This is a genomic window from Microbacterium hydrocarbonoxydans (assembly GCF_000956475.1).
Lineage (GTDB): Bacteria > Actinomycetota > Actinomycetes > Actinomycetales > Microbacteriaceae > Microbacterium > Microbacterium hydrocarbonoxydans_A.
The window spans coordinates 164,815-186,040 of sequence record NZ_JYJB01000007.1 but is presented as its reverse complement, the minus strand read 5'-3'; the positions used below and the strand labels follow the sequence as shown (position 1 = coordinate 186,040).

Here is a 21,226-nt window from a genome sequence, read left to right as displayed (position 1 = left end):
CGCGCATCGGGGTCATGTCTCGGGCGAACGTCGGCGGCCCGGCGTATCGTCGAAGCATGAGCAGCCACGCAGGATCCCCCGGAATCATCCCCTCCTATCTGCTTGCACGCCTGGCCGAATCCGGCCGATTCCCGGGTGCCGCCGCCGCGGCCCGCCAGACGCTGACCGCCGGGCGGCCGCCGTTCCGCGCGCGTCTCGACCTGTCCATCGACGAGAACGGCGACCTGGTCGCCCAGCTGTCCGACGCGCCGAACCGCACCATCAGCGACGCCGCGAACACGCAGAAGCTCCCCGGGATGCTCGTGCGCTCCGAAGACGACGACCCGGTCGAAGACGTGGCGGTGAACCAGGCGTTCGATGGGCTGGGGGCGACGTTCGAGCTGCTGCTCTCGGCGTTCCAGCGCAACTCTCTCGACGATGCCGGCGCCCCCCTCAACGCCTCGGTGCACTACGGCGTCGACTACGACAACGCCTTCTGGGACGGCGAGCGCATGGTGTTCGGCGACGGCGACGGCGAGGTCTTCACCGGCTTCACCGCCTCGACGACCGTGATCGGGCACGAGCTCGCGCACGGCGTCGTGCAGCACACCGCGAATCTCGACTACCAGGGGCAGCCCGGCGCACTGAACGAATCGATCGCCGACGTGTTCGGAGCACTGACCGAGCAGTACCTGCTCGGGCAGTCGGCCGCCGAGGCGAGCTGGCTGATCGGGGCGGAGATCTTCACGGATGCCGTTCAGGGCGAGGCGCTGCGCTCGATGCTGCACCCGGGAACCGCGTACGACGACGACGAGCTCGGCAAGGATCCGCAGCCCGATCACATGGACGGGTTCGTCCGCACGACGGAGGACAACGGCGGGGTGCACATCAACTCCGGCATCCCGAACCGCGCGTTCGCCCTGTTCGCGACCGATCTCGGCGGCAACGCGTGGGAGCGCGCGGGCACCGTCTGGTACCGCGCCCTCACCGGCGGCTTGTCGAGCACAGCCACGTTCGCGGAGTTCGCCGAAGCGACGATCGCCGCGGCATCCGCCCTCGACCGCGAGACCGACGCGACCGTCGTCGAGGCAGCCGCTCGACGCGCGTGGACGACCGTGGGAGTCTTGGAAGATGAGCGAGGCCCGTCCCCCCGAACGCGATGACGACGACGTCGATGTCGTGATCGCGGTGGTGCGCACGGGCGGCATCGCCGGCATCCGTCGCCGCTGGAAGGTCGAGGCGCCACGCGAGGAGGCCGGTGAGTGGATAGCGCTGATCGACTCCTGCCCGTGGGACGAGCCGCCCGCGGGCGACGCGGGCGCAGACCGGTTCGTGTGGAGCATCCGCGTCCGCACTCCTTCGGTGAGCCGCGAGCAGGAGCTGCCAGAGGGCGCCCTCGACGGCCCTTGGCGCGAACTGGTCGACGCCGTGCGCGCGTCGTCTCGCTCCTGACAGGTTGCGATGAGTCGCGCCGCTGATGGCGCGAGCGGCGCACAATGGGGGCATGGGACTTTTCCAGCAGCGTTCTGAAGAAGAGGAGAACCAGTGGGTTCTTCCGTCGGAGCCGCTCGAGCACAGCGCATCCGACGTGCTCGACGAGGTGCCCAGCGTCGACTCGCTCGCGCTCGGCATCGAGGGTCAGTACACGACCATGGTGTTCCCGGTCGCGCCGGCGCCGCCCGCCGCTGAGGATGCGGAGACCGGCGAGCCCGAGGAGTGACGCGGATGCCGTCGCCGGCCCCGGCTACGGTGGAGGGATGACGATCACCGCCGCCGCAGACGGCTCCGCCCTGGGCAATCCCGGCCCGAACGGCTGGGCCTGGTACATCGACGACGCGAATTGGGCGGCCGGCGGGTCTCCGCACGGCACGAACAACCAGGGTGAGCTGCAGGCGGTGCTCGAGCTGCTGCGCGCGACCGCCGGCATCGATGAGAAACTGCTGATCGAGTGCGACAGCAAGTACGTGATCGATTCGATCACCAAGTGGATGCCGGGGTGGAAGCGCAAGGGCTGGCGCAAGTCCGACGGCGGCCCTGTGCTCAACCGCGAGCTCATGGAAGCCCTCGACGAGGCGATGCGCGGACGCGACGTCGAGTTCTCCTGGGTCAAGGGCCATGCGGGCCACCCGCTCAACGAGGCCGCCGATCAGCGCGCCAACGCCGCCGCCAAGGCGTATCAGGCCAAGCAGGAGCCGCGGCGGGGTCCGGGTTTCACGCGCGCGACGGACGCCGGGGCCACAGTGGCCGCGTCCGCGCCGGTCGCCGCGGCCGCCGGCTCCGCGAACGCGACCGGCGCGACGGTGAGCACCTCGTCCGCCGGCGTCGCCGACTCCGCCTGGATCGACTCCCCTGACGACGACGCGGCCTGGGCCGCCGCGGGCGGGCGCGGTCCGGCGCTCGGCGCAGCCGCCGCATCCGCTCCTTCGCCTACCGCCGCTGCGTCGCTCGCCGAGCCGCTGTGGGCCGAGGCGTCAGACCTTTTCGACGGTCTCGACGACGACCCGGCCGACGACCCGATCGAACTGCGCATCACGCTCAACGGCGATGAACACGCGCGCCTCGCCGACCTCGCCGAGGCCCAGGGCATCTCCCTCGAAGAGGCGCTGCGCCGGTTGATCTGATCGCGGCGTCGCACTCCGCACGCCCGGTCCGCTGTTCACAACTCAGGATCAGCACGGCTCAGACGACCTATTTCGGCCCGAATGCGCACGGTCAGCGCCGATCTTCCTGAATTATGAACGCCCGGCGTTCCTCGCGAACTCGGTCGCACGCAGAACGGGCCGGATCCCGCAGGATCCGGCCCGTTCGTGGCGGAGTTGCGGCCGCTCGGCCTTATGACCGCTCGGCCGGGGCGAGCACCTCGTGCTCGAGACGGGTGTACGAGGCCTCCATGCCCTCGGCCATGCCGGTGGCGAGGATCATGTCGCGGGTCTCCTTGTCGGGGTACTCGATCAGCACGGTGATGAGCGTCGCGCCGTCTTCCTCGTAGAGGTTGAGGTCGTTGAGCGTCTCCGGCCCGTCGGTGCCCTGCATCCGCTCGGTGGTGACGGCCCTGCGCGGCGCGTCGACCAGCAGCACCTCACCCTCGAAGCCGAACGGCTCGCCCGGGGTATCGCCGACCGGCGCCCAGGAGGTGCGGTGCTGCTGCCCCGGCTCGGTGGCGATCACGCACTCGGTCATCTCCCACCCCTCGGGGCCCAGCATCCACTGCCGCATGAGCTCCTCCTCGTTGTAGGCGCGCCAGACGAGCTCGCGCGGACCCTCCACGAGGCGGGTGATCCGCACGTGCGTGTCGTCGAGGAGCTCGACCTGCGTGCCCTTGCCCTGCGCGAACTCGCGCAGATCCTGCAGCACGGCGTCGAGCTGAGCCATGGCCATCTTCGTGCCCTCGATCACGCCCATCGCCACGACCTGGTTCAGCGCCTCGACCGAGTCGAAGTGGCTCTCACCGATCATTCGGGTGCCCTCCGCCGTCGGCGTGAAGGAGAGCTTCATGCGCATCGGAGCGAAGCCCTCGAGCGGCTTTCCCTCGTCGTCGACGAACGAGTCGAGCACCTCGAAGCTGTGCGGTGCATCGATCGACAGGAACTCCCACGATCCCGAGGACCGCTCTCCGCGCGGTCCGGTCAGCGAGTAGTACGCGCGGCCGCCGACCGTGTGGTCCCAGGCGGTGAAGGTCGCGGGCCACCCGGGAGGGCCCCAGAAGCGCTCGAGCTGGCGCGGGTCGCTGTAGGCGCTCCACACCCGCTCGACGGGTGCGGCGAAGTCGGCGACGATGGTCATCGTCAGGTTCTCCGGGTCTGTGGTGACATCGGTGACGGGCATGTCAGGCTCCTTGTTCCTTCGTGTCGTTGTCTGAGGTGGTCGAAGTCGGTGCCGGCTCTGCCAGCAGGTCGTCGAGGCGGGCGATGCGCGACCGCCACAGCTCTTCGTATCGGGCGAGGAGCGCCCTGGCGCGGGCGATCATCTCGGGGTTCGCGCGGACGAGCCGCTCGCGTCCCTCGGCGCGCTTGATGATGAGGTTCGCGGCTTCGAGCACGGAGACGTGCTTCTGCACTGCCGCGAACGACATGTCGTATTCGGAGGCCAGGGTCGAGACCGACTGCTCGCGCTCGATCGTCCGGCGCAGGATGTCACGCCGAGTCGACGTCGCCAGTGCGTGAAAGACACGGTCGACCTCCGCCTCGCTGAGTTCATTTTGTACAACCATTTGGTTGTAGGTTATGGCGGGGCGGATGCTGTGTCAAGAGTTTTATGTCGCCAGGTCGGTTCGCGCGTTCAGATCTCGTCGGTTCAGAAGAGCCGAGTACGTGACCCGCGATGAACTGGGAATCGACAAGCCAGGAGACGACACGGCCCCCTGCGATCCCACTCCCCGCAGGGAGCGTGTGATCACAGAGGGCCTTGTCGGCGTCAGGCAGCCGCAGCCACCTGCGCCTACTTGCGGGGCGGGTTGAGCGGCAGCCAGTCCTCGAGTCGCGTCTCGAAGATCTGCGCACCGTCGACCGGCACCAGGGTGCGCTCCTCGATCTGCGCACCGTAGTACGGCGCGCTGTCGTCGCGCACGACCTCGCGGGGGTCGTTGCGGAAAGCCAGGCCGCGACGGACGAACTCGTCCATGCCGAACGCCTCGGGGCCAGCGATCTCGATGTCGCCCTGAGGAGCGCCGGCAGCTGTGCGGGCCACGGCCGTCGCGACGTCCTCCGCGGCGATGGGCTGAACCAACCCGCCGGGCAGCCGGACCGTTTTGCCGTCGGTTGAGATGTCGGCGATGCTGCCGAGGAACTCGAAGAACTGCGTGGCGTGCACCAGGGAGTAGTCGATTCCAGAGTCGCGAATCAGCTTCTCCTGGGCGACCTTCGCCGCGAAGTACGGAATGCTCTGGGGCCGGTTGGTACCGACGATCGTGAGCGCGACGTGGTGCTTCACACCGGCCGCGGCCTCGGCGCGGAGGAGAGTCTTGGTCGACGTCGTGAAGAACTCCATCACATCGTCGGGCGCGAACGAGGGCGAGTTGGAGACGTCGACGACGACGTCGGCGCCTGCGAGCGCGTCGGCGGGGCCTTCGCCCGTGAGCGTGTTGACTCCGGTGTTCGGCGATGCCGCGATGGCCTCGTGGCCGTGTGCGTTGAGCTTCGAGACAACCTTCGAGCCGATGAGGCCCGTGCCTCCGATGACGACGATCTTTGCCATTTCATGCCTTCCTCTCGTGGGCACAAGAGGATGTGCCCACAACTGCTGACCGGATAGGGATGCCGGATGTGACAGCACTTCGTCAGCCTGCATCCGCCTGGGCCCGACCTGATCTCGCTCGGGCTGGTTCTGCTGACCGCGACGCTGACCTGCGAACGACGCCGTATACGCTCGGCTTACCCGGACTGACACCACGTCAGCCGGCGGTCCGAGAACTCTTCGGCGATCCGTCACAGATCCGCTTCGTCACCGGTCTTCACTGAAGGACGGCCCTGCATGAACCGACGTCGTTCAGAACGGAGCGGACGTGGGCGCTGAAGACGTGAACCTGGACGAGCGGGCGTGGGCCGACGAAGATCGTGATGTGTGCACCGAGCTGGATGACGCGCTGACGACGTTCGGCGCGCACCGCCGGCGCTTGTTCGGCATCGCGTATCGCATGCTCAGCACGGTCGCCGACGCGGAGGACATCGTCCAGGAAGCCTGGATCCGCTGGCAGAACACGGATCGCTCGAAGGTGCAAGAGCCCATCGCGTTCCTGACCACGATCGTCACCAGGCTGTCGATCAACGTCCTCCAGTCGTCCCGGGTGCGCCGCGAGACGTACATCGGCCCCTGGCTTCCAGAGCCGGTCAACACCGAAGACGATCCCGCGCTCGGAGCGGAGCGTGCGGAAGCCTTGCAGTTCGCGATCCTGCTCACGCTGGAGAAGCTGACGCCGACCGAGCGGGCGGCGTACATCCTTCGGGAAGCATTCGCCTATCCCTACCCGCGCATCGCCGAAGTGATCTCTTCGAGCCCCGCGAGTGCACGGCAGCTGGTCAGCCGAGCACGTGCACACCTCGCGTCCGCGAAGCAGGCGACAGTCGATCCCGGTGCGCAGCGACGTCTGCTCGAAGCCTTCCTGACCGCGGCACAGAAGGGCGATGTCCGCGAACTCGAGTCGCTCTTCGCGGCCGATGTCGTCAGCTACACGGACGGCAACGGCGTGAAGCTCGCCGCACGCATCCCCGTGAGCGGACGGAGAAGGGTGGCGAGATTCGTCTCCGCGTTCTCGCACCACTTCTGGACGGACAAGAGCATCGCGTGGGTCGAGATCAACGGGCAACCCGCCGCAGCCCTCACCGAGGACGGGCAGGTCACCACTGTGGTGACCGTGACGACGTCGAGTGACGGCATCCTGCAGCTTCTCTGGGTGATGAGCCCGGAGAAGCTGCGTCACGCCGCGGTCGGCGCATGACCCACAGGTCTCGCCCGGCGTGGTTGCGCCGGCGACATCGCGGTGCCACCGAGACGATCATCGAGGAGTTCTCGAGAGCGCTGACCGAGAAGGATGACCAAGCGGTACGTCGCCTGCTTCACCGAGCCGTGACATTGGTGATCGACAGTGGAGGACACCTGAACACGGCGCCGATACCGCTCCACGGCCGCTCCGCCGCATCCTCAGAGCTTCTGGCGTTGATGACCGCGGGAACCACGGCGGTCGTCGCTTCGGTGAATGGCGTCGCCGGCCTCACGCTGGTGCGGGATGACCGGGTTGTCGGCGTCATCACTGGCGAGCTCCGCTCATGCAGGTGGTCGGGCATGTGGGTGGTGTGCAACCCCGAGAAGCTGCGCCACTGGAACCGATGAAAGCAGAGACGCCCGTCAGGACGCCGGTAGCGCCCCCCGGAAGCAGATCTCCACGACGCGCTTCCGCCGCACGCGCTTCGCCGCACGCGCTTCGCCGCACGCGCTTCCCCGCTTGCGCGGCGGGCAGCAGATACCTGCCGATTTGCAGAATATATAGACCGGTCTATTATTAACGTCATGGCATCCAAGGGAGACCTGACCAAGGCACGGCTCGCAGAGTCCATGCTCGAACTCATCCAGACCAGCGGCTACAGCGGCACGGGGCTGAACGCCGTGATCGAGCACGCCGGCGCACCCAAGGGCTCGGTCTACTTCCACTTCCCCGACGGCAAGGAAGGACTCGGCGTAGCCGCGGTCGACCTGGCCGCGAAGCAGTTCCAGGCGCTGATCGCAGAGACAGCGGCGTCAGCGGGCAGCGCCGGCGGGGCGGCCCGCGCCGCGATCGAGACCCTCGCGACCATCGTCGGCGAGAGCGACTTCCGTCTGGGATGCCCGGTCTCCGTCGTCACGCTGGAGATGGGCGCCGAGAGCGAGCGACTGCGGCAGGCGTGCGCGACGGCGTTCGAGTCGTGGATCGCTCCGACCGCCGCCCTTCTCGAGGGCAGCGGTCTCAAGACCGCAGAGGCGCACTCTCTGGCGACTGTCGTCGTCTCGATGATCGAGGGAGCGGTGATCGTGTCCCGCGCCATGAAGAGCACCCAGCCGCTGCTCTCCGCCGCCGACGTCGTAGCTGAACTCGTCGACCAGCGCATCCAGGCCGTCGGAGCCACCCGATGACGCCTCGCGATGAGGCCCGCCACGCCCTGGTGTTCGGCGCCTCTGGGCTGGTCGGCCGGCATCTCATCCTGACCCTTGCAGAGGCCGGCGCGACAGTCACGGCGGCAGTTCGTTCGGCCGAGTCCGGGGTGCGTGTCGAGCGATGGCTCGCAGAGCACGGCCTGAACCGGAGCATCCGCACGACGATCGTCGACTTCGAAGCCGCCGAGATCGTCTCGGGCGGACCAGCGGCGTTCTCATCCGTCACCGAGATCCACAACTGCGCCGGCTCCTACCGCTTCGGGATGACCGCGCACGAGGCGCGCAGCGCGAACGTCGGCATCGTCGAGAAGGTCATGGCCTTCGCCGCGGCGCTCCCTCACCTGCAGCGCGTCGTCCACGTCTCGGGTTACCGCGTCGGCGGGCAGGACCCCACGGCTGTTCCCTGGCCTGACGCCCACCGCACCGCGCTCTACGAGGAGCTCGGCGCCTACGAAGCGTCGAAGATGGAATCCGACGCCATCTTCCAAGCCCGCGCTCTGGAGCACGGCATCCCCTGGACCGTCGTCAATCCGTCGAGCGTGATCGGCGACAGCGCGACGGGCGAGTCCGACCAGCACATCGGGCTGGCCACGACCATCGAGCAGATGTGGGACGGCACGGCGGCCGCGCTGCCCGGGGACGAGACCACCTTCCTCCCTGTCGTCACGGTCGACTATCTGGCCGCCTTCATGGCGGCAGCGGCGATCGATCCGGATGCCGCGGGCAAGGCCTATTGGATCCTCGACGACGCCACCCCGCCGCTGGCCGACCTGCTCGCGCACGTCGGCCGGCATCTCGGCGCGAGGGTTCCTCGCGTGAGGATCCCGGTCGGCGTCATCACCAGACTCCCGCAGTGGATCACGAAGGCCGATCCCGAGACGCTCACCTTCATGTCGGCCGACCGCTATCCGACGGGCTCCGCGATCGAGCTGGCCGACCGGCACGGCATCCGGATGCCCGACGTGCGGGTGTCTCTCGAGCGATGGGCCGACCATCTGGCTGCGCATCGTTTCGGCGCCGCGATGACCGGCGACCGTCGCATCGTCGACGCCGGCGGGTTGAGGACGTTCGAGCTCGGCATCGCCGGATCCGACCGGGTGATCCTTCCCGGTCTGCCGGTCAACGCCGACACCTGGGCCGAGGTGGCGTCGGGCATCCGCGCGCGAGCCGTCGACCTGCCCGGACTCGGCCTCAGCGGGGGCACCGGCATTCAGGACTGGGAGAGGTGGCTGCCCGCCGTGCTGGGCGACATGCCTGTCGATCTCATCGGCCACTCCATCGGGGCTGCCGCGGCGGTGGTCGCGGCCGACCGGATGCCGACGCAGGTCAGGTCGCTCACGCTGATCGCACCGTTCTTCCTGCAGGCTCGGGCGGGTGCAACGGCAGGACTGAAACCGCTCGTGACCGCGTACCTGCGGCACACCGATCCGACGAGGTTGTCACGTCGGCTGACCGGATCGGATTCCAGCGCGGGCGCTCTCGAATCGAGCGTCAGCGACCTCAGGCACCGCACGGGCAGGCGAGCGGCCGAGCAGCTCGCGCGTGCCGGGTCGGAGCGGTGGCGCGCCGAGCTCCGCGACGCGCTGGGGCGCTTCAGGGGGCCGATCCGCATCGTCACGGGAAGCGACGATCCCCTCGCCGGCGACGCGACGGAACAGTTGGGGTCCCGGTCGAACGTCGAGTTGATCTCCGTGCCCGGTGCCGGGCATCATCCGCAGCTGACCCACGGAGATGCTCTCGTCGAGCTGCTTGCAGGGGCCGACCGCATGAAACACGACGCTCAAGCGGTCAGAGGCTGAGTGGTGACGGCGTCCACGCGCGGGCGTGGCCGCCGTTCACCTGTCGATCGAGACCATGTTCGCCTCGTCGTGCCGTTCCCCTGCGGCGGGCTCCAGCGCGGTGAGCCTCGCGGCCTGATCCGCCGTGAGTTCAATCACATCCGCCGCCGTGTTCTCTTCGACGCGAGCCACACGGCGGGTGCCCGGGATCGGAGCGATGTCGTCGCCTCGGGTGAGGATCCACGCCAGTGCGGTCTGCGCGGGCGTCGCTCCGATCTCAGCGCCGATCGCGCGCACCTCGTCGACGAGACGCAGGTTGCGGGTGAAGTTCTCGCCGACGAACCGAGGATTGGTCTTCCGCCAGTCGTCATCGGGGATGTCGTCCGCTGAGCGGAGCTCTCCCGTCAGCAGGCCGTGGCCGAGTGGCGAGTAGGGCACGAAGCCGATCCCGAGTTTGCGGAGCACGGGCAGGATCTCGGCCTCCACGTCGCGGGTCCACAGCGAGTACTCGGTCTGCAGGGCCGACACCGGTTGGACGGCGTGTGCCCGGCGGATGGTACGGACGGATGCTTCGGAGAGCCCGAAGTGGAGCACCTTGCCCTCGGCGATGAGGTCAGCGACAGCGCCGGCCGTCTCCTCGATGGGCGTGTTCGGGTCGACCCGGTGCTGGTAGTACAGGTCGATGTGATCGGTGCCGAGACGGCGCAACGATCCTTCCACCGCCGCCTTCACGTTCGCCGGGCTGCTGTCGATCACGCCGGGACCACCACCGGTGTGGGAGACGAGCCCGAACTTGGTCGCGATCTTCACTTGTGCGCGACGGCCTCGGATCGCCCGGCCGACGATCTCCTCGCTGAGGTAGGGACCGTAGATCTCGGCGGTGTCGATGTGGGTGACGCCCAGTTCGAGCGCACGATGGATGGTCCGGATCGATTCGTCCTCGTCGAGACCGCCTCCCGTCGTATAGGTGCCGGCCATGGTCATCGCGCCGAGGCCGATGCGCGAGACGTTCAGGCTTCCGAGGCGTGCGTTCTTCATGTCGTGTCCTTCGCCTGCGAGCAGGTCTACGCGTCGTGGGAGAGGGATGCCGACAGATCGCGGTATGCGTCGATCTGGCGCTGGATGGTGGCGAGCTTGGCTTCGATCGCGCCCATCGCGTCTGCTCCGGCGGCGAAGCGCGGCGGAAGAGACGGCGAGTCCGAGATCGCGACGAGTGCATCGGCGAGCTTGCGGGGGTCGCCCACCTGCTGGCCGTTCATGCCCTTCCACGTCTCGATGGTCTGCGACGTGCGCTCCGCATAGTCGGCGATGTCGAGCGCAGGCCAGGTCGTGGAGAAGCCTTCGACGAGCAGCTCGGTGCGGAAGAAGCCGGGTTCCACCGTCATGGCCTCGATCCCGAAGGGGGCGACCTCAGGGGCGAGGGACTCCATCCACCCTTCGAGAGCGAACTTCGATGCCGCGTACGCCGAGGTGAACTCCCCGCCGACCAGACCCGCCGTGGAGGTGACTGTGATCACCTGTCCCGAGCGCTGTTCGCGCATGACGGGAAGGACGGCACGGGTGACGCTGAGCGGGCCGAAGAAGTTCGTCTCCATCTGGGCGCGGAACTGCTCGTCGCTGAGGATCTCGAAGAAGCCGGCGTAGAAGTTGCCCGCGTTGTTGACGAGCACGTCGATACGCCCGAACCGATCGACCGCTGCGGCGGCTGCCCGCTCGGCGGCGGAAGGATCGGTGATGTCGAGGGCTACGGCGAAGAGGTTCTCGTGGGCGCCGACCGCCTGCTCCACGCGGGCAGCGTCCCTGCCTGTCGCGACGACCGAATGCCCCGCCGCGAGAGCCGATCGCGCGATGTCGATACCCAGTCCTCGCCCTGCGCCGGTGATGAACCATACGTTGCCGGTCATGATGCTCCTGTCGGATCTCGTCGAGTGATGATTCGAGTCAACTCCGATCCGACGGATTCAGCGTGGCCCTGGTTATAGGTGTCCCCGCAGGGCACCCATTGTCCGGGGCGATCGGCGTATGTTCATTGGCATGAGCACCGACGCCGAGATCAGCGAGTTCCTCACTTCGAGGCGTGGGAGGCTCACTCCGGAAGACGTGGGTCTTCCCGACTTCGGCGGACGACGCCGAGTGCCGGGGCTCCGGCGCGAGGAAGTGGCGCTCGTCGCGGGAATGAGTGCCGAATACTACAAGCGCCTTGAGCGCGGCAATGCGGCTGGCGTCTCGGAAGCGGTCATCGACGGTGTCAGCCGCGCCCTGCAGCTCGACGAGGCCGAACACGCGCACCTGCATGATCTGATCCGGGCAGCGAACGCCGGCGCTCACCCGCGTCCGCGCAGGCATCCGGCTCGCAAGACGCAGCTCACGCCCGATATGCGCCAGACCATCGACGCGATGTCGACGGTTCCCGTGTACGTGCAGAACGGCCGTCTGGATGCAGTCGCGACGAACGCCCTCGGTCGTGCGCTGTTCTCAGAGCTTCTCGAGAGCGCACCCGCGCCCGCGAATGCCGCCCGGTTTATGTTCCTCGACACCCGCGCGCAGAAGTTCTACCGCGAGTGGGACGCACAGGCCCGACAGATCGTGGCGGTGCTTCGCGCAGAGGCCGGTCGGTCACCCTTCGACCGTGCGCTCAGCGATCTCGTCGGCGAGCTCTCCACCCGCAGCGAGCTGTTCCGCAGGCTGTGGGGAGCGCACGATGTCCGCGAGCATCGCACTGGGCTGAAGGCCCTTCACCATCCCCTCGTGGGCGATCTCGATCTCACCTATCAGGCGATGGATCTCGCCTCGGATCGCGGTCTGCAGATGGTCGTCTTCTCCGCCGCACCGGGATCCGCCACGCACGAGCGCCTGCAGCTGCTCGCCAACCTGACCGGGACCGCGGTGGACGCGACGGCCGGAGAGCGCTGAAACGCACCGACGACGGATACCGGTCAGGACCCCCCGGCGACGACACGCGGCCCGCGCGACACGATGTACTCCGAGGGCACCGCGCGACCCTCGGCGAGATACGCCAGCCGGTGCAGGGTCTCGTCGTTGCGCCAGTGCAGCATCATGTCCATCAGGGCGCGGGGCACTAAGCGCCCGGGCCCGGCGACGGCCTCTTCGCGGATGCGCACGACGCAGTCGCTGCCGCGCGCCTTCACCTCGAGGAAGACACGCGCCTCTCCGACCGGCCAGCCGCGAGCCCGCATGACCATGCGGCGCGGCGGGTCGTACTCCTCCACGACGGTCTTGTCGTCGATCAGCAGCGGCCAGACGCCGAACGAGTGATGAAGCTCGGCCCCGTGCGCCGGCCACGACGCGTCCACGTCGCGCATGCGCGAGGCCCCGACGACCCATGACGGGTACAGCCAGCCGTCGCCCAGCACATCGAACACGTCTTCGGGCGCGCAGTGCAGCACCCTCACATTGCGGGACACGGGTCTCTCCTCACCGTCGACAACTCGTTCCGCCGACGATAGAGGGGCTTCGCCCCGTGCAGCACCGGGTTGCGTTCCGCCGTCGGAATGTGCAATCGGGTGCCGTCCGCAGGCCGAGAACCCATCTGCAGGCCGAATCGGCGGGATTCGACCTGCAGACGGGTTCTGAGCCGACGGACGGCACGATGGCGACTCTCAGAGCCCTTCTGCGAGCTCCTTGATCGCGGCGAGACGGCGGTCCCACTCGCGGCCGATGGCGTCGAGCCTCGCGGCGGTCGCGGCGAGCTCGGCGCCGAGAACCCGGAACCGCACCTCCCGCCCTACGCGGATTGGCTCGACCAGACCGACCTCCTGCAGCACCGAGAGATGCTTCGCGATGGCCTGGCGGCTCACCGGCAGGCGAACGGCGAGAGCGGATGCTGAGGCATCCGCTTCTCCGAGCGCCTGCAGGATGCTCCATCGCGTCTCATCGGCGAGCGCCGCGAACACGGGGAGCAGGGTGCCGGTGGTCATGCCTCGCCCTCGACCAGGGCGACGAGCTTGTCGAGCTCCTCGTTCCATCCGGTGCGGTGGCTCTCGAGGTTCTCGAGGGGCGCCGAGGTGCGCTCGAAGCCGGACTCGACGACCGTGAGCTGCGTGCCCCCGTCGACGGGCTCGAGGGTGAAGGTGAAGACGGTCGACTTCTCGGGGTCGAGCACGTCGGGGCGCGCATCGGCGGCGTCGTCGTTGCCCCAGCGGTACGAGATCAGGTTCGGCTCGTCGAAGGCCTCGACGCGCAGCGGGATGACTCCGTAGTCGGGGAAGGTCATCGTCCCGGTCGCGCCGACGCCGGCGCCGTCGAGCGCGACGAGCCCGAACCAGCGCGAGACATGCTCGGGTTCGGCGACGGCGCGCCACACCTTGTCGACGGATGCGGCGATGCGGATGGTTCGACGCACCGAGAACGTCTCCTCATCGACGACGGCTGCGGGGTTCGAGATCTCGTTCACCATGATGGCTCCTTCTCCGTGTGCAACCGATCTGATTGCAATTCTAGAGTTGCATATCGCTCAGCAACATGCAACCCCGAGATTGCAATCGAGATCAGTCCCGAAACACGCGCCGCCGCGACACGGCCGCCGCGCCCACCGCGAGCAGCAGGATGCCGAGACCCCAGGTCGCGGCATCCGTTCCCCCGCCCGTCGCGGCCAGCTCAGGCCCGGGGACCGTGTCGTCGACCGGCGCCGTGTCGCCGATCAGCGGGCTCTCGGCCATCGCCGCCCCGGTGAGGCAGCGCTTGAGCTCGGTGACCTTGACCCAGTGCGAGCCCTCGGCGACCGGGCGGCATCCGTCGGCGAACGCGATCTCGCGCTCGTTGTAGAGCATGCGCACGAGCGGGGTGTACGCCGCGCCCGTCGCAGGATCGACGCCGGCACGCGACACGACGTCCCACTGCACGTTCGCCGCCATCGGCGTCACCTGCGAACCGCGCCACGGGTTCGACGCGTAGTCGAAGACGTCGTCGACGGATGCGGGCGCCGCCACATCGGGGGCGGGAACCGTGGAACCCGGGAGCTTCAGAAGCGCCGCGAACGGGACGATCGTCTCGGCATGCGCGAAGCGGAACGTCGCCGCCACATCACCGCCTGCGACGCGGTCGTCGATCACCCGGAAGAAGTCGTCGAGCAGCGGCTGGGCGACCGCGTAGGTCTCATCGTGCCCGGCGAGGCTCGGGCCCTTCTCGTAGAAGTCCTCGGCGTCGAGCAGATAGGCGAACCACTCGGCATCCGTCTCGTGACCGTCGAAGTACTGGGCGAAGTCGAACTCGTGCGGGGCCACGTTCTCCTCCTCCATGTCGGCGGCGATGATGTAGAGGTTGTACAGCGTCATCGCGGCATCCACCGCGCTCTTGATCGACTTCTTCGGGTCGCTGCACGCGTCGGGGTCTGCAGCCGGGTCGGCACCGGGAGCGCATGCCGGCGCGCTTCCCTTCGCGCCGTCGACGGTCGCGTACCAGGTGTGGGCCGCGTCGGCGCCCATCGCGGCGATGAACTCCGCCGTGAAGATCCCCGAGAGCAGCTCCTCCGAGACGCGCACCGACTCGGGACGCTCTTCGATGAACTCGGTGGCCGCGGCGATCGTGCCGCCGTCATCGGTCTGCGCCTCGATGTACGCCTCGTAGGCCTCGGCGCGCTCGCGCTCGGGCGTCCCCGGGGCCTTCTCGGTGCCGTCGGGATTCTCGACCTTGTGGAAGTACAGCAGGTCGGGTCGCGGTTCGAGCGCGAGATCGGCGTCACCGAGTCCGAGGAGGAAGTTCTCGCCCGATTCCGTGGCGCGCGACTCCCCCGAGGTCTCCGCGACGATGCGGTTGCCTGCGTCCGCGAACAGCGCCGCGTTGCGTGCGGCGGCCCGCTCGCCCATGCCCTGGTGCTGCGTCTCGCCCTGGCCCGTGAGCATGCCGTAGCCGTTCTCGACGTTGGCCGCGGTGATCGCATCGAGGTTCGCGATGAACTCGGTCCCGATCTCGGGGGTGAGGAATCCGCCCTCTGCCTGCGCGGTCTCGGCGAGACGGTGCAGCAGCAGGTCGTACTTGTAGCCCGAGAGACCTCGCGAACCGTGCCGCGCGACGGTTTCCGTTGCGAGCGGGGAGTAGCCCGCCGGCGCGGGCTGGTACGCGGCGATGTCGGCGTCCGTCGGCGCGATGTAAGGCTGCTTGCTGCTGTAGAAGTCGGCATCGGTGTCATCGGCCTGCGCCGGGACTGCGAGGAAGGTGGATGCTGCGGCGAGCACGGCCGCGTACGTCAGAAGAGAACCGGGTTTCACGCGGTCCAGACTCGTGGGGTCGGGTGAACGCCCGGTGGCCTGCGGGTGTCCGATCCCCGCCACCGGGCGTGCAAGCGATTCTCTCCGCGCCTCAGTTTCAGCGCGGCGCTCGCGCGAACACCGCATGCAGGAAAGGCAGGGCGGATGCCGCCATCAGCACGATGCCGAGCGGTGGCGCCGGGGGGAGCAGAATGGCCCCGCCGACGAGCAGCGCCGCGAACAGCACGCCCGAGGCGATGCGTCGCGCCACGTGCTCCAGGCGATCGAGTCGCCGCTCGAGCCGCGAGGTGTCGAAGCTGACCTCGCCCGCGTCGACGCGGGTGAGCAGCGAGTCGAGGCGCTGCGGCATCCGCCACAGGATGCCGGCACTCGACGCCGCCTGCTTCGCCATGTCCTGCACGAGCCCGGCGCTCTCCTCGCCGAGCAGCTGGGTCGCGTAGGGCTCCACCGCATCCCACACGTTGAAGTCGGGGTCGAGCGCGCTGCACATCCCCGAGGTCAGCGAGACGGCGCGGATGAGCAGCAGCAGCCGCTCGGGCAGCTGGAACGGCAGCGAGCGCATGACGTGGCCGAACTGGTCGGCGAAGTCCTGGAACTCGCGCGGATCCACGTCTTTCAGCTGGCCGAAGCCCATGCCGCCGAAGCGATCGAAGAGCGCCGTCAGCGCGCGCTCGAGGTCGGCGGTGTCGGTGGTCGGCATGAGCACGCCGATCGCGCGGGCGGCCTCGATCATGGCGCGTCCGTCGCGGGTGGCGATCGCGATCACGAGGCTCCGCAGGCCGCCGCGGAGGGAGGCCGGAACCTCGGCCATCATCCCGAAGTCGATGAAGGTGAGGCGGAAGTTCTGGGTCCCCACCTGGGTCCCTGAGCTTGTCGAAGGGTCCACGAACACGTTCCCCGGGTGCGGGTCGGCGTGCACGAAGCCATGGGCGAACACCTGATCGAACATCGCGCGGGCGAAGGCGTCGGCCACGCGCGCGGGGTCGATGCCGGCGGCGCGCAGAGCGTCGGTGTCGTTGATCTTGATCGCGGTGACGTCTTGCAGGGTGAGCACGCGTCGTGTGCTGCGCGACCAGACGACGGCGGGAGTGCGGATGCTGTCGTCGTCGGCGAAGTCGTCGGCGAACCGCTCCGCGCTCGCGGCCTCGTGCAGGTAGTCGATCTCCTCGAGGCTGGTGTGCGCGAACTCCTCGACCAGTGCAGGGGCATCGACGCGGCTCGACACGGCGCGCACGCGGCTCAGCCAGCGGCCGACGCGGCGCAGCGCCGCGAGGTCGGTCGCGACGACTCGGTCGATGCCGGGGCGCTGCACCTTGACGACGACCTCGCCGAGGCCGGTGTCGAGGGCGTCGGCAGCAGAGAGGCGGGCGCGATGAGCCTGCCCCAGGGATGCCGCCGCGACGGGCACCTCGTCGAACCAGGCGTAGATCTGGTTCAGCGGAGCACCGAGCTCCTGCTCCGCGATCTCCCTGATCTGGGCGAAGGGGACCGCCGGCACCTCGTCCTGCAGGCCGGCGAGCTCGTCGGTGATCTCGGGCGGCAGGACATCGAGACGGGATGAGAGGAACTGCCCGACCTTGATCATGAGTCCGCCGAGCTCGACCGCGAGCCCGTGGAAGCGCCGGGCGAGCAGCTGCAGCCGATGCGTGCGGGTGCGGTCGGAGACGCGGCCGAGACCGATGCGCGGCAGGAACAGCTCGAACCACCACAGCTGCACGAGCTGGCGAGAGGCGAACCCGAGGATGCGGCGGTACCGGGCCTGGTCGGGTCCGGTACCCGCACCGCCGGGGGTCGAGCGAGCGGAGCGAGGGGCAACGTCAGCCGAGCTCGACGCAGGAGACAGGCGTTTCGTCTCGTCGCTGCGCTCCTCGCTCAACGAGCGGGACTGACCCCCGGTCGTCGAGCGAGCGGAGCGAGACGACACGTCGCCAGCACCTTCGGCATCCGTCATCTCGTTCCTTCCGCCGGCATCCGATCAGTCTTGGGCGAGGATCGAGTACAGCCTACGGCGGGCCTCATCAAGAACGTCGATGGCCTGCTGCACCTGCTCGGGCGAGCCGGTGCGACCGACCTGCGCTGCGGCGGCCGCGAGATCGACGCCGGCCTTCGGCAACGCGGCGAACCGGGTGTGGTCTCGAGGACCAGAGGCCTCCCACGGAGCGGGAGTCTCGGCGGCCTCCTCCGCGACGGCGGCACCGGCGTCCGTGAGCGAGTAGGTCTTGCGACCGTTCTGCTCCTCGGCCGTGATGAGTCCCTCGTCGGCCAGCAGCTGCAGGGTCGGGTACACCGATCCCGCGCTCGGCTTCCAGCTGCCGCCGCTGCGCTCGGCGATCTCGTTGATGATCTGATAGCCGTGCATCGGCTTCTCGGCGAGCAGCGACAGGACGGCCGTGCGCACGTCGCCGCGCGCCATGCGCGAGCCGCCGCTGGGCCGCGGATCGAACGACTTGCGGAGCTGCTCCATGGCATCGAAGAGAGCGGATGCCGGATTCGCTCCGCCGAACGGACCTGAGGGGAATGCGTTGTTCATGGTGACCTCCCGATATCGGTAGCGATAGCTAACGATATGTCGTTAGGGCTGTGAGTGGGATGGGAGTCTCAGCTGCGGGATCTCGACGGACATGACGTCACTCAAGGCCCCCGGCGAGGGTGATCCGCCCGCCTCGCGCCAGCATGCGCCGCCTTCACGCCGATGGCGGGAGCGTCAGCACCTCCGCACCGGTAGCGGTGACGGCGATCGTGTGCTCGGTGTGCGCCGTGCGGCTTCCTGTGGCGCTGCGAAGCGTCCAGCCGTCGTCGTCCGTGACGAGCCGGTCGGTGTCGGCCATGACCCATGGCTCGAGGGCGAGCAGCAGTCCCGGCCGGAGGATGTAGCCACGCCCTGGGCGACCGTCGTTGGCGACGTGCGGATCCTGATGCATGGTCGAGCCGATGCCGTGACCGCCGAACTCGCGGTTGATCGGATAGCCGGCCTCGCGCAGCACGGTGCCGATCGCTCGCGAGAGGTCTCCCACACGGGCACCGGGTCGAACGGCGGCGATACCCGCGGCCAGCGCACGCTCGGTCGCGTCGATCATCGCGAGATCTTCCGGCGCTTTCGTCTCTCCGACGATGAAGCTGATCGCGGCATCGGCCGCGATGCCACGGAGCGAGACGGCGAGGTCGAGAGTGAGCAGGTCGCCGTCCGCGAGCGCGTAGTCGTGCGGCATCCCGTGCAGAACCGCGTCATTGACCGCCGTGCAGACGTAATGGCCGAACGGACCGCGCCCGAACGACGGCGCGTAGTCGACGTAGCAGGACTCCGCGCCGGCATCCGCGATCATCTCCTTCGTCCACTCGTCGAGCTCGAGCAGGTTGACGCCCACCGTCGCACGCGCCTTGAGGGACTGCAGGATGCTCCCGACGAGAGCACCGGTGTCGCGCGCCCTGCTGAGCTCTTCGGGGTTCAGGATCTCGATCACGATGTCACGCCTTCCAATAACTATCCCGGTAATACTATCCCGGTATTAGAATCGTCACCATGATGGTCCGGTTGCCGCTGACGCCCGCCGAGCTCGAACGCGGCGAGCGCCTGGGCGCACTGCTCCGCCGAGCCCGGGGCGAGCGGTCGATGCTGAGCGTCGCGCTCGATGCCGGCGTCTCGCCCGAGACCCTGCGCAAGATCGAATCGGGCCGCGTCGCGACGCCTGCGTTCTCGACGATCGCCGCGATCGCGCACGTCCTCGGCCTCTCCCTCGACGCAGTATGGGCCGAGGTCAACCCACGGCCCGCGCGGGGAAGCGGCGTACAGCTCGCGTCCTGACGCTCGACTGCGGTCGATCAGTCCCGCAGCACGGAATCGAGCAGCCCGGGGAAGAGCGCGTCGAGATCGTCGCGGCGCAGCGTCAGGATGCGCCGTCGGCCGTTCGGCTCGTTGCGGATGACCCCGGCCTCGCGGAGCACCTTCATGAAGTGCGACTTGGTCGACTTCGGCAGGTTCGGGTCGGTCGCGTGGCACTCGGCCATGTCGAGCGGGCCGTCGGCGAGCTGCCGCGTGATCGCGAGGCGCTCGGGGTCGCTGAGGGCGAAGAGCACGTCCGTCAGCTGGATGTCGGAGCGCTCGGGGTGCGGGAGCTCTCCGGGCATGGTTCGAGAATACTTGAACAATTGAGGAATGGCGAGTACGCTCCGATGGTTCGACAAATGTCGAACCATCAATCTGCCGACCATCGAGGAGCCGCCATGCCCGCCACCGATTCGATCGTCGTGCCGCCGCGCGCGGCATCCGCTCCCGCCCGCTCAGAATCACGATCCTCTTTCGGCTTCGCCCTCGCCGTCGTCGCGCAGATCCTCATGATGGTGGCGGCGAGCGCGCCGTCGCCGTTCTACCCCGTGCTCGCACACGACATCGGGTTCGACGCCGTCGTGATCAGTGCGGTGTTCGCCGTGTACGCGGTCGCGCTGCTGCTGACCCTCCTTACTGCCGGGTCGCTGTCCGATCACATCGGGCGGCGCCCTGTCGCGATCACCGGATTCGTGCTGCTTGCGATCAGCATGCTCCTGTTCTGGCATGCGGATGCCGTGGTCATGCTGTTCCTCGCCCGTATCGCTCAGGGCGTCGCGAGCGGTCTGCTGATCGCCGCCCTCTCAGCCACGGTGCTCGATTTCGCGCCGGCCGGAAAGCCGCAGCGTGCGGCGCTGTGGAACTCGCTGAGCCCGGGCATCGGGCTGGCCGTGGGCGCGCTCGTCTCGGGCATCATGCTCGATCTCACCCGCGATGCACTCGTCGACGTGTTCTCGGCTCTCACCGTGATCTACGTCGCGATCGCGGTGAGCCTGCTCTTGCTCCCCGAGACCGCACCGCGCAAACCCGGTGCGTGGGCGTCGTTGAGCTTCCGCCTGTCGATCCCGGCGAGCATCCGCGCCGATTTCTGGCGCGGCGCCCCTGCAGTCGTCGCGGGATGGGCGACCGGCGGGCTCTTCCTCTCACTCGGCGCGAACATCGTGCATGGGGAGCTCGGCGGCACCGCCCATGTCTGGCAGGGACTCACCGTCGCACTGCTCGCCGGAGTCGGAGCCGTGACCGCCTTCGTGATGCGCGGTCGACGCGCACGCACCATGACGATCTTCGGCACGGCGGCGCTCGCCGCGGGCACCGCGCTGTCACTCGCCGCACTCGGCACCGGATCGCTGTGGTTCTACCTCGTCGCCGCCGGCATCACCGGCATGGGCTTCGGCACCGCGTTCTCGGGGGTGGTCGCGTCGCTCGCGCCGCACATTCCGACGTCCCAGCGGGCGGACGCGTTCGCCGTCATCTACCTGCTCGCGTACCTCGCGTTCGGCGTCCCAGCGGTTCTCGCCGGGATGCTCGTCGGCGTGTTCGGGCTCGGGGCCGTGTGCGTGGGGTACGGGGTTGTCGTGATCGCGCTTGCGGTGGTGGCGCTCGTGCTGCGGGCGCGTCGGGCGGAGTAGCGGGCGCCCGCGCTCACCGCGGGGCCGAACCCGGCGCGCGGTCGGCACCGACCGCGGCCCACCCGGTTCTCGAGGTGCGCCCAAACGCCGCCCCGCGACCAAGAAGCCGACCACAACCCGCACCTCCGCCGCGCGCCCTGCACCCGGGCAGCCGCGCCCGCGGCCGGC

General features: G+C 68.8%; 23 protein-coding genes. 10 read left to right on the top strand and 13 right to left on the bottom strand.

The features are described 5' to 3' along the window. The first annotated feature begins 56 nt into the window (after positions 1-56). The 4 genes from RS84_RS05810 to RS84_RS05795 are packed head-to-tail and all read left to right on the top strand — an operon-like array spanning position 57 to position 2,600. Complete coding sequence (locus RS84_RS05810; RefSeq protein WP_045256817.1) at positions 57-1,142, top strand: M4 family metallopeptidase; 1,086 nt, start codon at positions 57-59, stop codon at positions 1,140-1,142. Then, positions 1,111-1,431, top strand: a complete 321-nt coding sequence (locus RS84_RS05805; RefSeq protein ID WP_045256816.1) for a protealysin inhibitor emfourin — start codon at positions 1,111-1,113, stop codon at positions 1,429-1,431. Before RS84_RS05810 ends, RS84_RS05805 begins: the two co-directional genes overlap by 32 nt. A gap of 52 nt (positions 1,432-1,483) precedes the next feature. After that, a complete protein-coding gene (locus RS84_RS05800) occupies positions 1,484-1,699 on the top strand; it encodes a hypothetical protein (protein ID WP_045256815.1) in 216 nt (71 codons plus the stop codon). A gap of 37 nt (positions 1,700-1,736) precedes the next feature. Continuing rightward, complete coding sequence (locus tag RS84_RS05795) at positions 1,737-2,600, top strand: ribonuclease H family protein (RefSeq protein ID WP_045256814.1); 864 nt, start codon at positions 1,737-1,739, stop codon at positions 2,598-2,600. A gap of 211 nt (positions 2,601-2,811) precedes the next feature. On the opposite strand, the gene RS84_RS05790 is transcribed toward RS84_RS05795, so the two are convergent. The 3 genes from RS84_RS05790 to RS84_RS05780 all read right to left on the bottom strand — a co-directional run bounded on the left by RS84_RS05790 (position 2,812) and on the right by RS84_RS05780 (position 5,172). Further along, a complete protein-coding gene (locus RS84_RS05790) occupies positions 2,812-3,804 on the bottom strand; it encodes an SRPBCC family protein (protein ID WP_045256813.1) in 993 nt (330 codons plus the stop codon). Position 3,805: 1 nt separating this feature from the next. Further along, positions 3,806-4,189, bottom strand: coding sequence for an ArsR/SmtB family transcription factor (locus RS84_RS05785; RefSeq protein WP_045256812.1), 384 nt, complete (start codon positions 4,187-4,189; stop codon positions 3,806-3,808). A gap of 227 nt (positions 4,190-4,416) precedes the next feature. Further along, positions 4,417-5,172 (bottom strand): SDR family oxidoreductase, encoded by a 756-nt coding sequence (locus tag RS84_RS05780; RefSeq protein WP_045256811.1) that lies wholly within the window; start codon positions 5,170-5,172, stop codon positions 4,417-4,419. Positions 5,173-5,479: 307 nt separating this feature from the next. Between RS84_RS05780 and RS84_RS05775 the strand changes: the two genes are divergently transcribed. The 3 genes from RS84_RS05775 (at position 5,480) to RS84_RS05760 (ending at position 9,401) form a co-directional block, all read left to right on the top strand. Continuing rightward, complete coding sequence (locus tag RS84_RS05775; protein WP_235281394.1) at positions 5,480-6,412, top strand: RNA polymerase sigma-70 factor; 933 nt, start codon at positions 5,480-5,482, stop codon at positions 6,410-6,412. 569 nt (positions 6,413-6,981) lie between these two features. Then, entirely contained in the window at positions 6,982-7,581 is a 600-nt protein-coding gene (locus RS84_RS05765; RefSeq protein WP_045256810.1) for a TetR/AcrR family transcriptional regulator, read from the top strand. Next, positions 7,578-9,401 carry an alpha/beta fold hydrolase gene (locus RS84_RS05760; RefSeq protein WP_045256809.1) on the top strand — a complete coding sequence of 608 codons (1,824 nt, stop codon included), beginning with the start codon at positions 7,578-7,580 and terminating at the stop codon, positions 9,399-9,401. The genes RS84_RS05765 and RS84_RS05760 overlap by 4 nt, the downstream gene beginning before the upstream one ends. Before the next feature lie 36 nt (positions 9,402-9,437). Here RS84_RS05760 and RS84_RS05755 read toward each other — a convergent pair whose 3' ends face one another. Continuing rightward, positions 9,438-10,418 carry an aldo/keto reductase gene (locus RS84_RS05755; RefSeq protein WP_045256808.1) on the bottom strand — a complete coding sequence of 327 codons (981 nt, stop codon included), beginning with the start codon at positions 10,416-10,418 and terminating at the stop codon, positions 9,438-9,440. Positions 10,419-10,444: 26 nt separating this feature from the next. Next, on the bottom strand, positions 10,445-11,284 hold the full coding sequence (locus tag RS84_RS05750) for an SDR family oxidoreductase (protein WP_045256807.1): 840 nt from the start codon (positions 11,282-11,284) through the stop codon (positions 10,445-10,447). 130 nt (positions 11,285-11,414) lie between these two features. On the opposite strand from RS84_RS05750, the gene RS84_RS05745 reads away from it, so the two are divergent. After that, positions 11,415-12,293, top strand: a complete 879-nt coding sequence (locus RS84_RS05745; protein WP_045257002.1) for a helix-turn-helix transcriptional regulator — start codon at positions 11,415-11,417, stop codon at positions 12,291-12,293. Between the two features lie 23 nt (positions 12,294-12,316). Here the strand turns inward: RS84_RS05745 and RS84_RS05740 are convergent, their stop codons facing one another. The 7 genes from RS84_RS05740 to map all read right to left on the bottom strand — a co-directional run bounded on the left by RS84_RS05740 (position 12,317) and on the right by map (position 19,068). Further along, entirely contained in the window at positions 12,317-12,805 is a 489-nt protein-coding gene (locus RS84_RS05740; RefSeq protein WP_045256806.1) for an SRPBCC family protein, read from the bottom strand. A 195-nt stretch (positions 12,806-13,000) separates the two neighbouring features. After that, entirely contained in the window at positions 13,001-13,318 is a 318-nt protein-coding gene (locus tag RS84_RS05735; RefSeq protein WP_045256805.1) for an ArsR/SmtB family transcription factor, read from the bottom strand. Next, positions 13,315-13,797 carry an SRPBCC family protein gene (locus RS84_RS05730; protein ID WP_045256804.1) on the bottom strand — a complete coding sequence of 161 codons (483 nt, stop codon included), beginning with the start codon at positions 13,795-13,797 and terminating at the stop codon, positions 13,315-13,317. The genes RS84_RS05735 and RS84_RS05730 overlap by 4 nt, the downstream gene beginning before the upstream one ends. 91 nt (positions 13,798-13,888) lie before the next feature. After that, complete coding sequence (locus RS84_RS05725; protein WP_045256803.1) at positions 13,889-15,607, bottom strand: histidine-type phosphatase; 1,719 nt, start codon at positions 15,605-15,607, stop codon at positions 13,889-13,891. 97 nt (positions 15,608-15,704) lie between these two features. Continuing rightward, positions 15,705-17,558: an ABC1 kinase family protein gene (locus RS84_RS05720; RefSeq protein ID WP_082062066.1), complete on the bottom strand. Its 1,854-nt coding sequence runs from the start codon at positions 17,556-17,558 to the stop codon at positions 15,705-15,707. 24 nt (positions 17,559-17,582) lie between these two features. Beyond that, positions 17,583-18,137: a PadR family transcriptional regulator gene (locus tag RS84_RS05715; RefSeq protein ID WP_045256802.1), complete on the bottom strand. Its 555-nt coding sequence runs from the start codon at positions 18,135-18,137 to the stop codon at positions 17,583-17,585. Positions 18,138-18,291: 154 nt separating this feature from the next. After that, positions 18,292-19,068 (bottom strand): type I methionyl aminopeptidase, encoded by a 777-nt coding sequence (gene map / locus RS84_RS05710; RefSeq protein ID WP_045256801.1) that lies wholly within the window; start codon positions 19,066-19,068, stop codon positions 18,292-18,294. A gap of 62 nt (positions 19,069-19,130) precedes the next feature. On the opposite strand from map, the gene RS84_RS05705 reads away from it, so the two are divergent. Continuing rightward, positions 19,131-19,409, top strand: a complete 279-nt coding sequence (locus RS84_RS05705; protein ID WP_045257000.1) for a helix-turn-helix domain-containing protein — start codon at positions 19,131-19,133, stop codon at positions 19,407-19,409. A gap of 17 nt (positions 19,410-19,426) precedes the next feature. Here the strand turns inward: RS84_RS05705 and RS84_RS05700 are convergent, their stop codons facing one another. Then, a complete protein-coding gene (locus tag RS84_RS05700; protein ID WP_045256800.1) occupies positions 19,427-19,732 on the bottom strand; it encodes an ArsR/SmtB family transcription factor in 306 nt (101 codons plus the stop codon). 96 nt (positions 19,733-19,828) lie between these two features. On the opposite strand from RS84_RS05700, the gene RS84_RS05695 reads away from it, so the two are divergent. Beyond that, complete coding sequence (locus tag RS84_RS05695; protein WP_045256799.1) at positions 19,829-21,058, top strand: MFS transporter; 1,230 nt, start codon at positions 19,829-19,831, stop codon at positions 21,056-21,058. Positions 21,059-21,226: the final 168 nt, after the last annotated feature.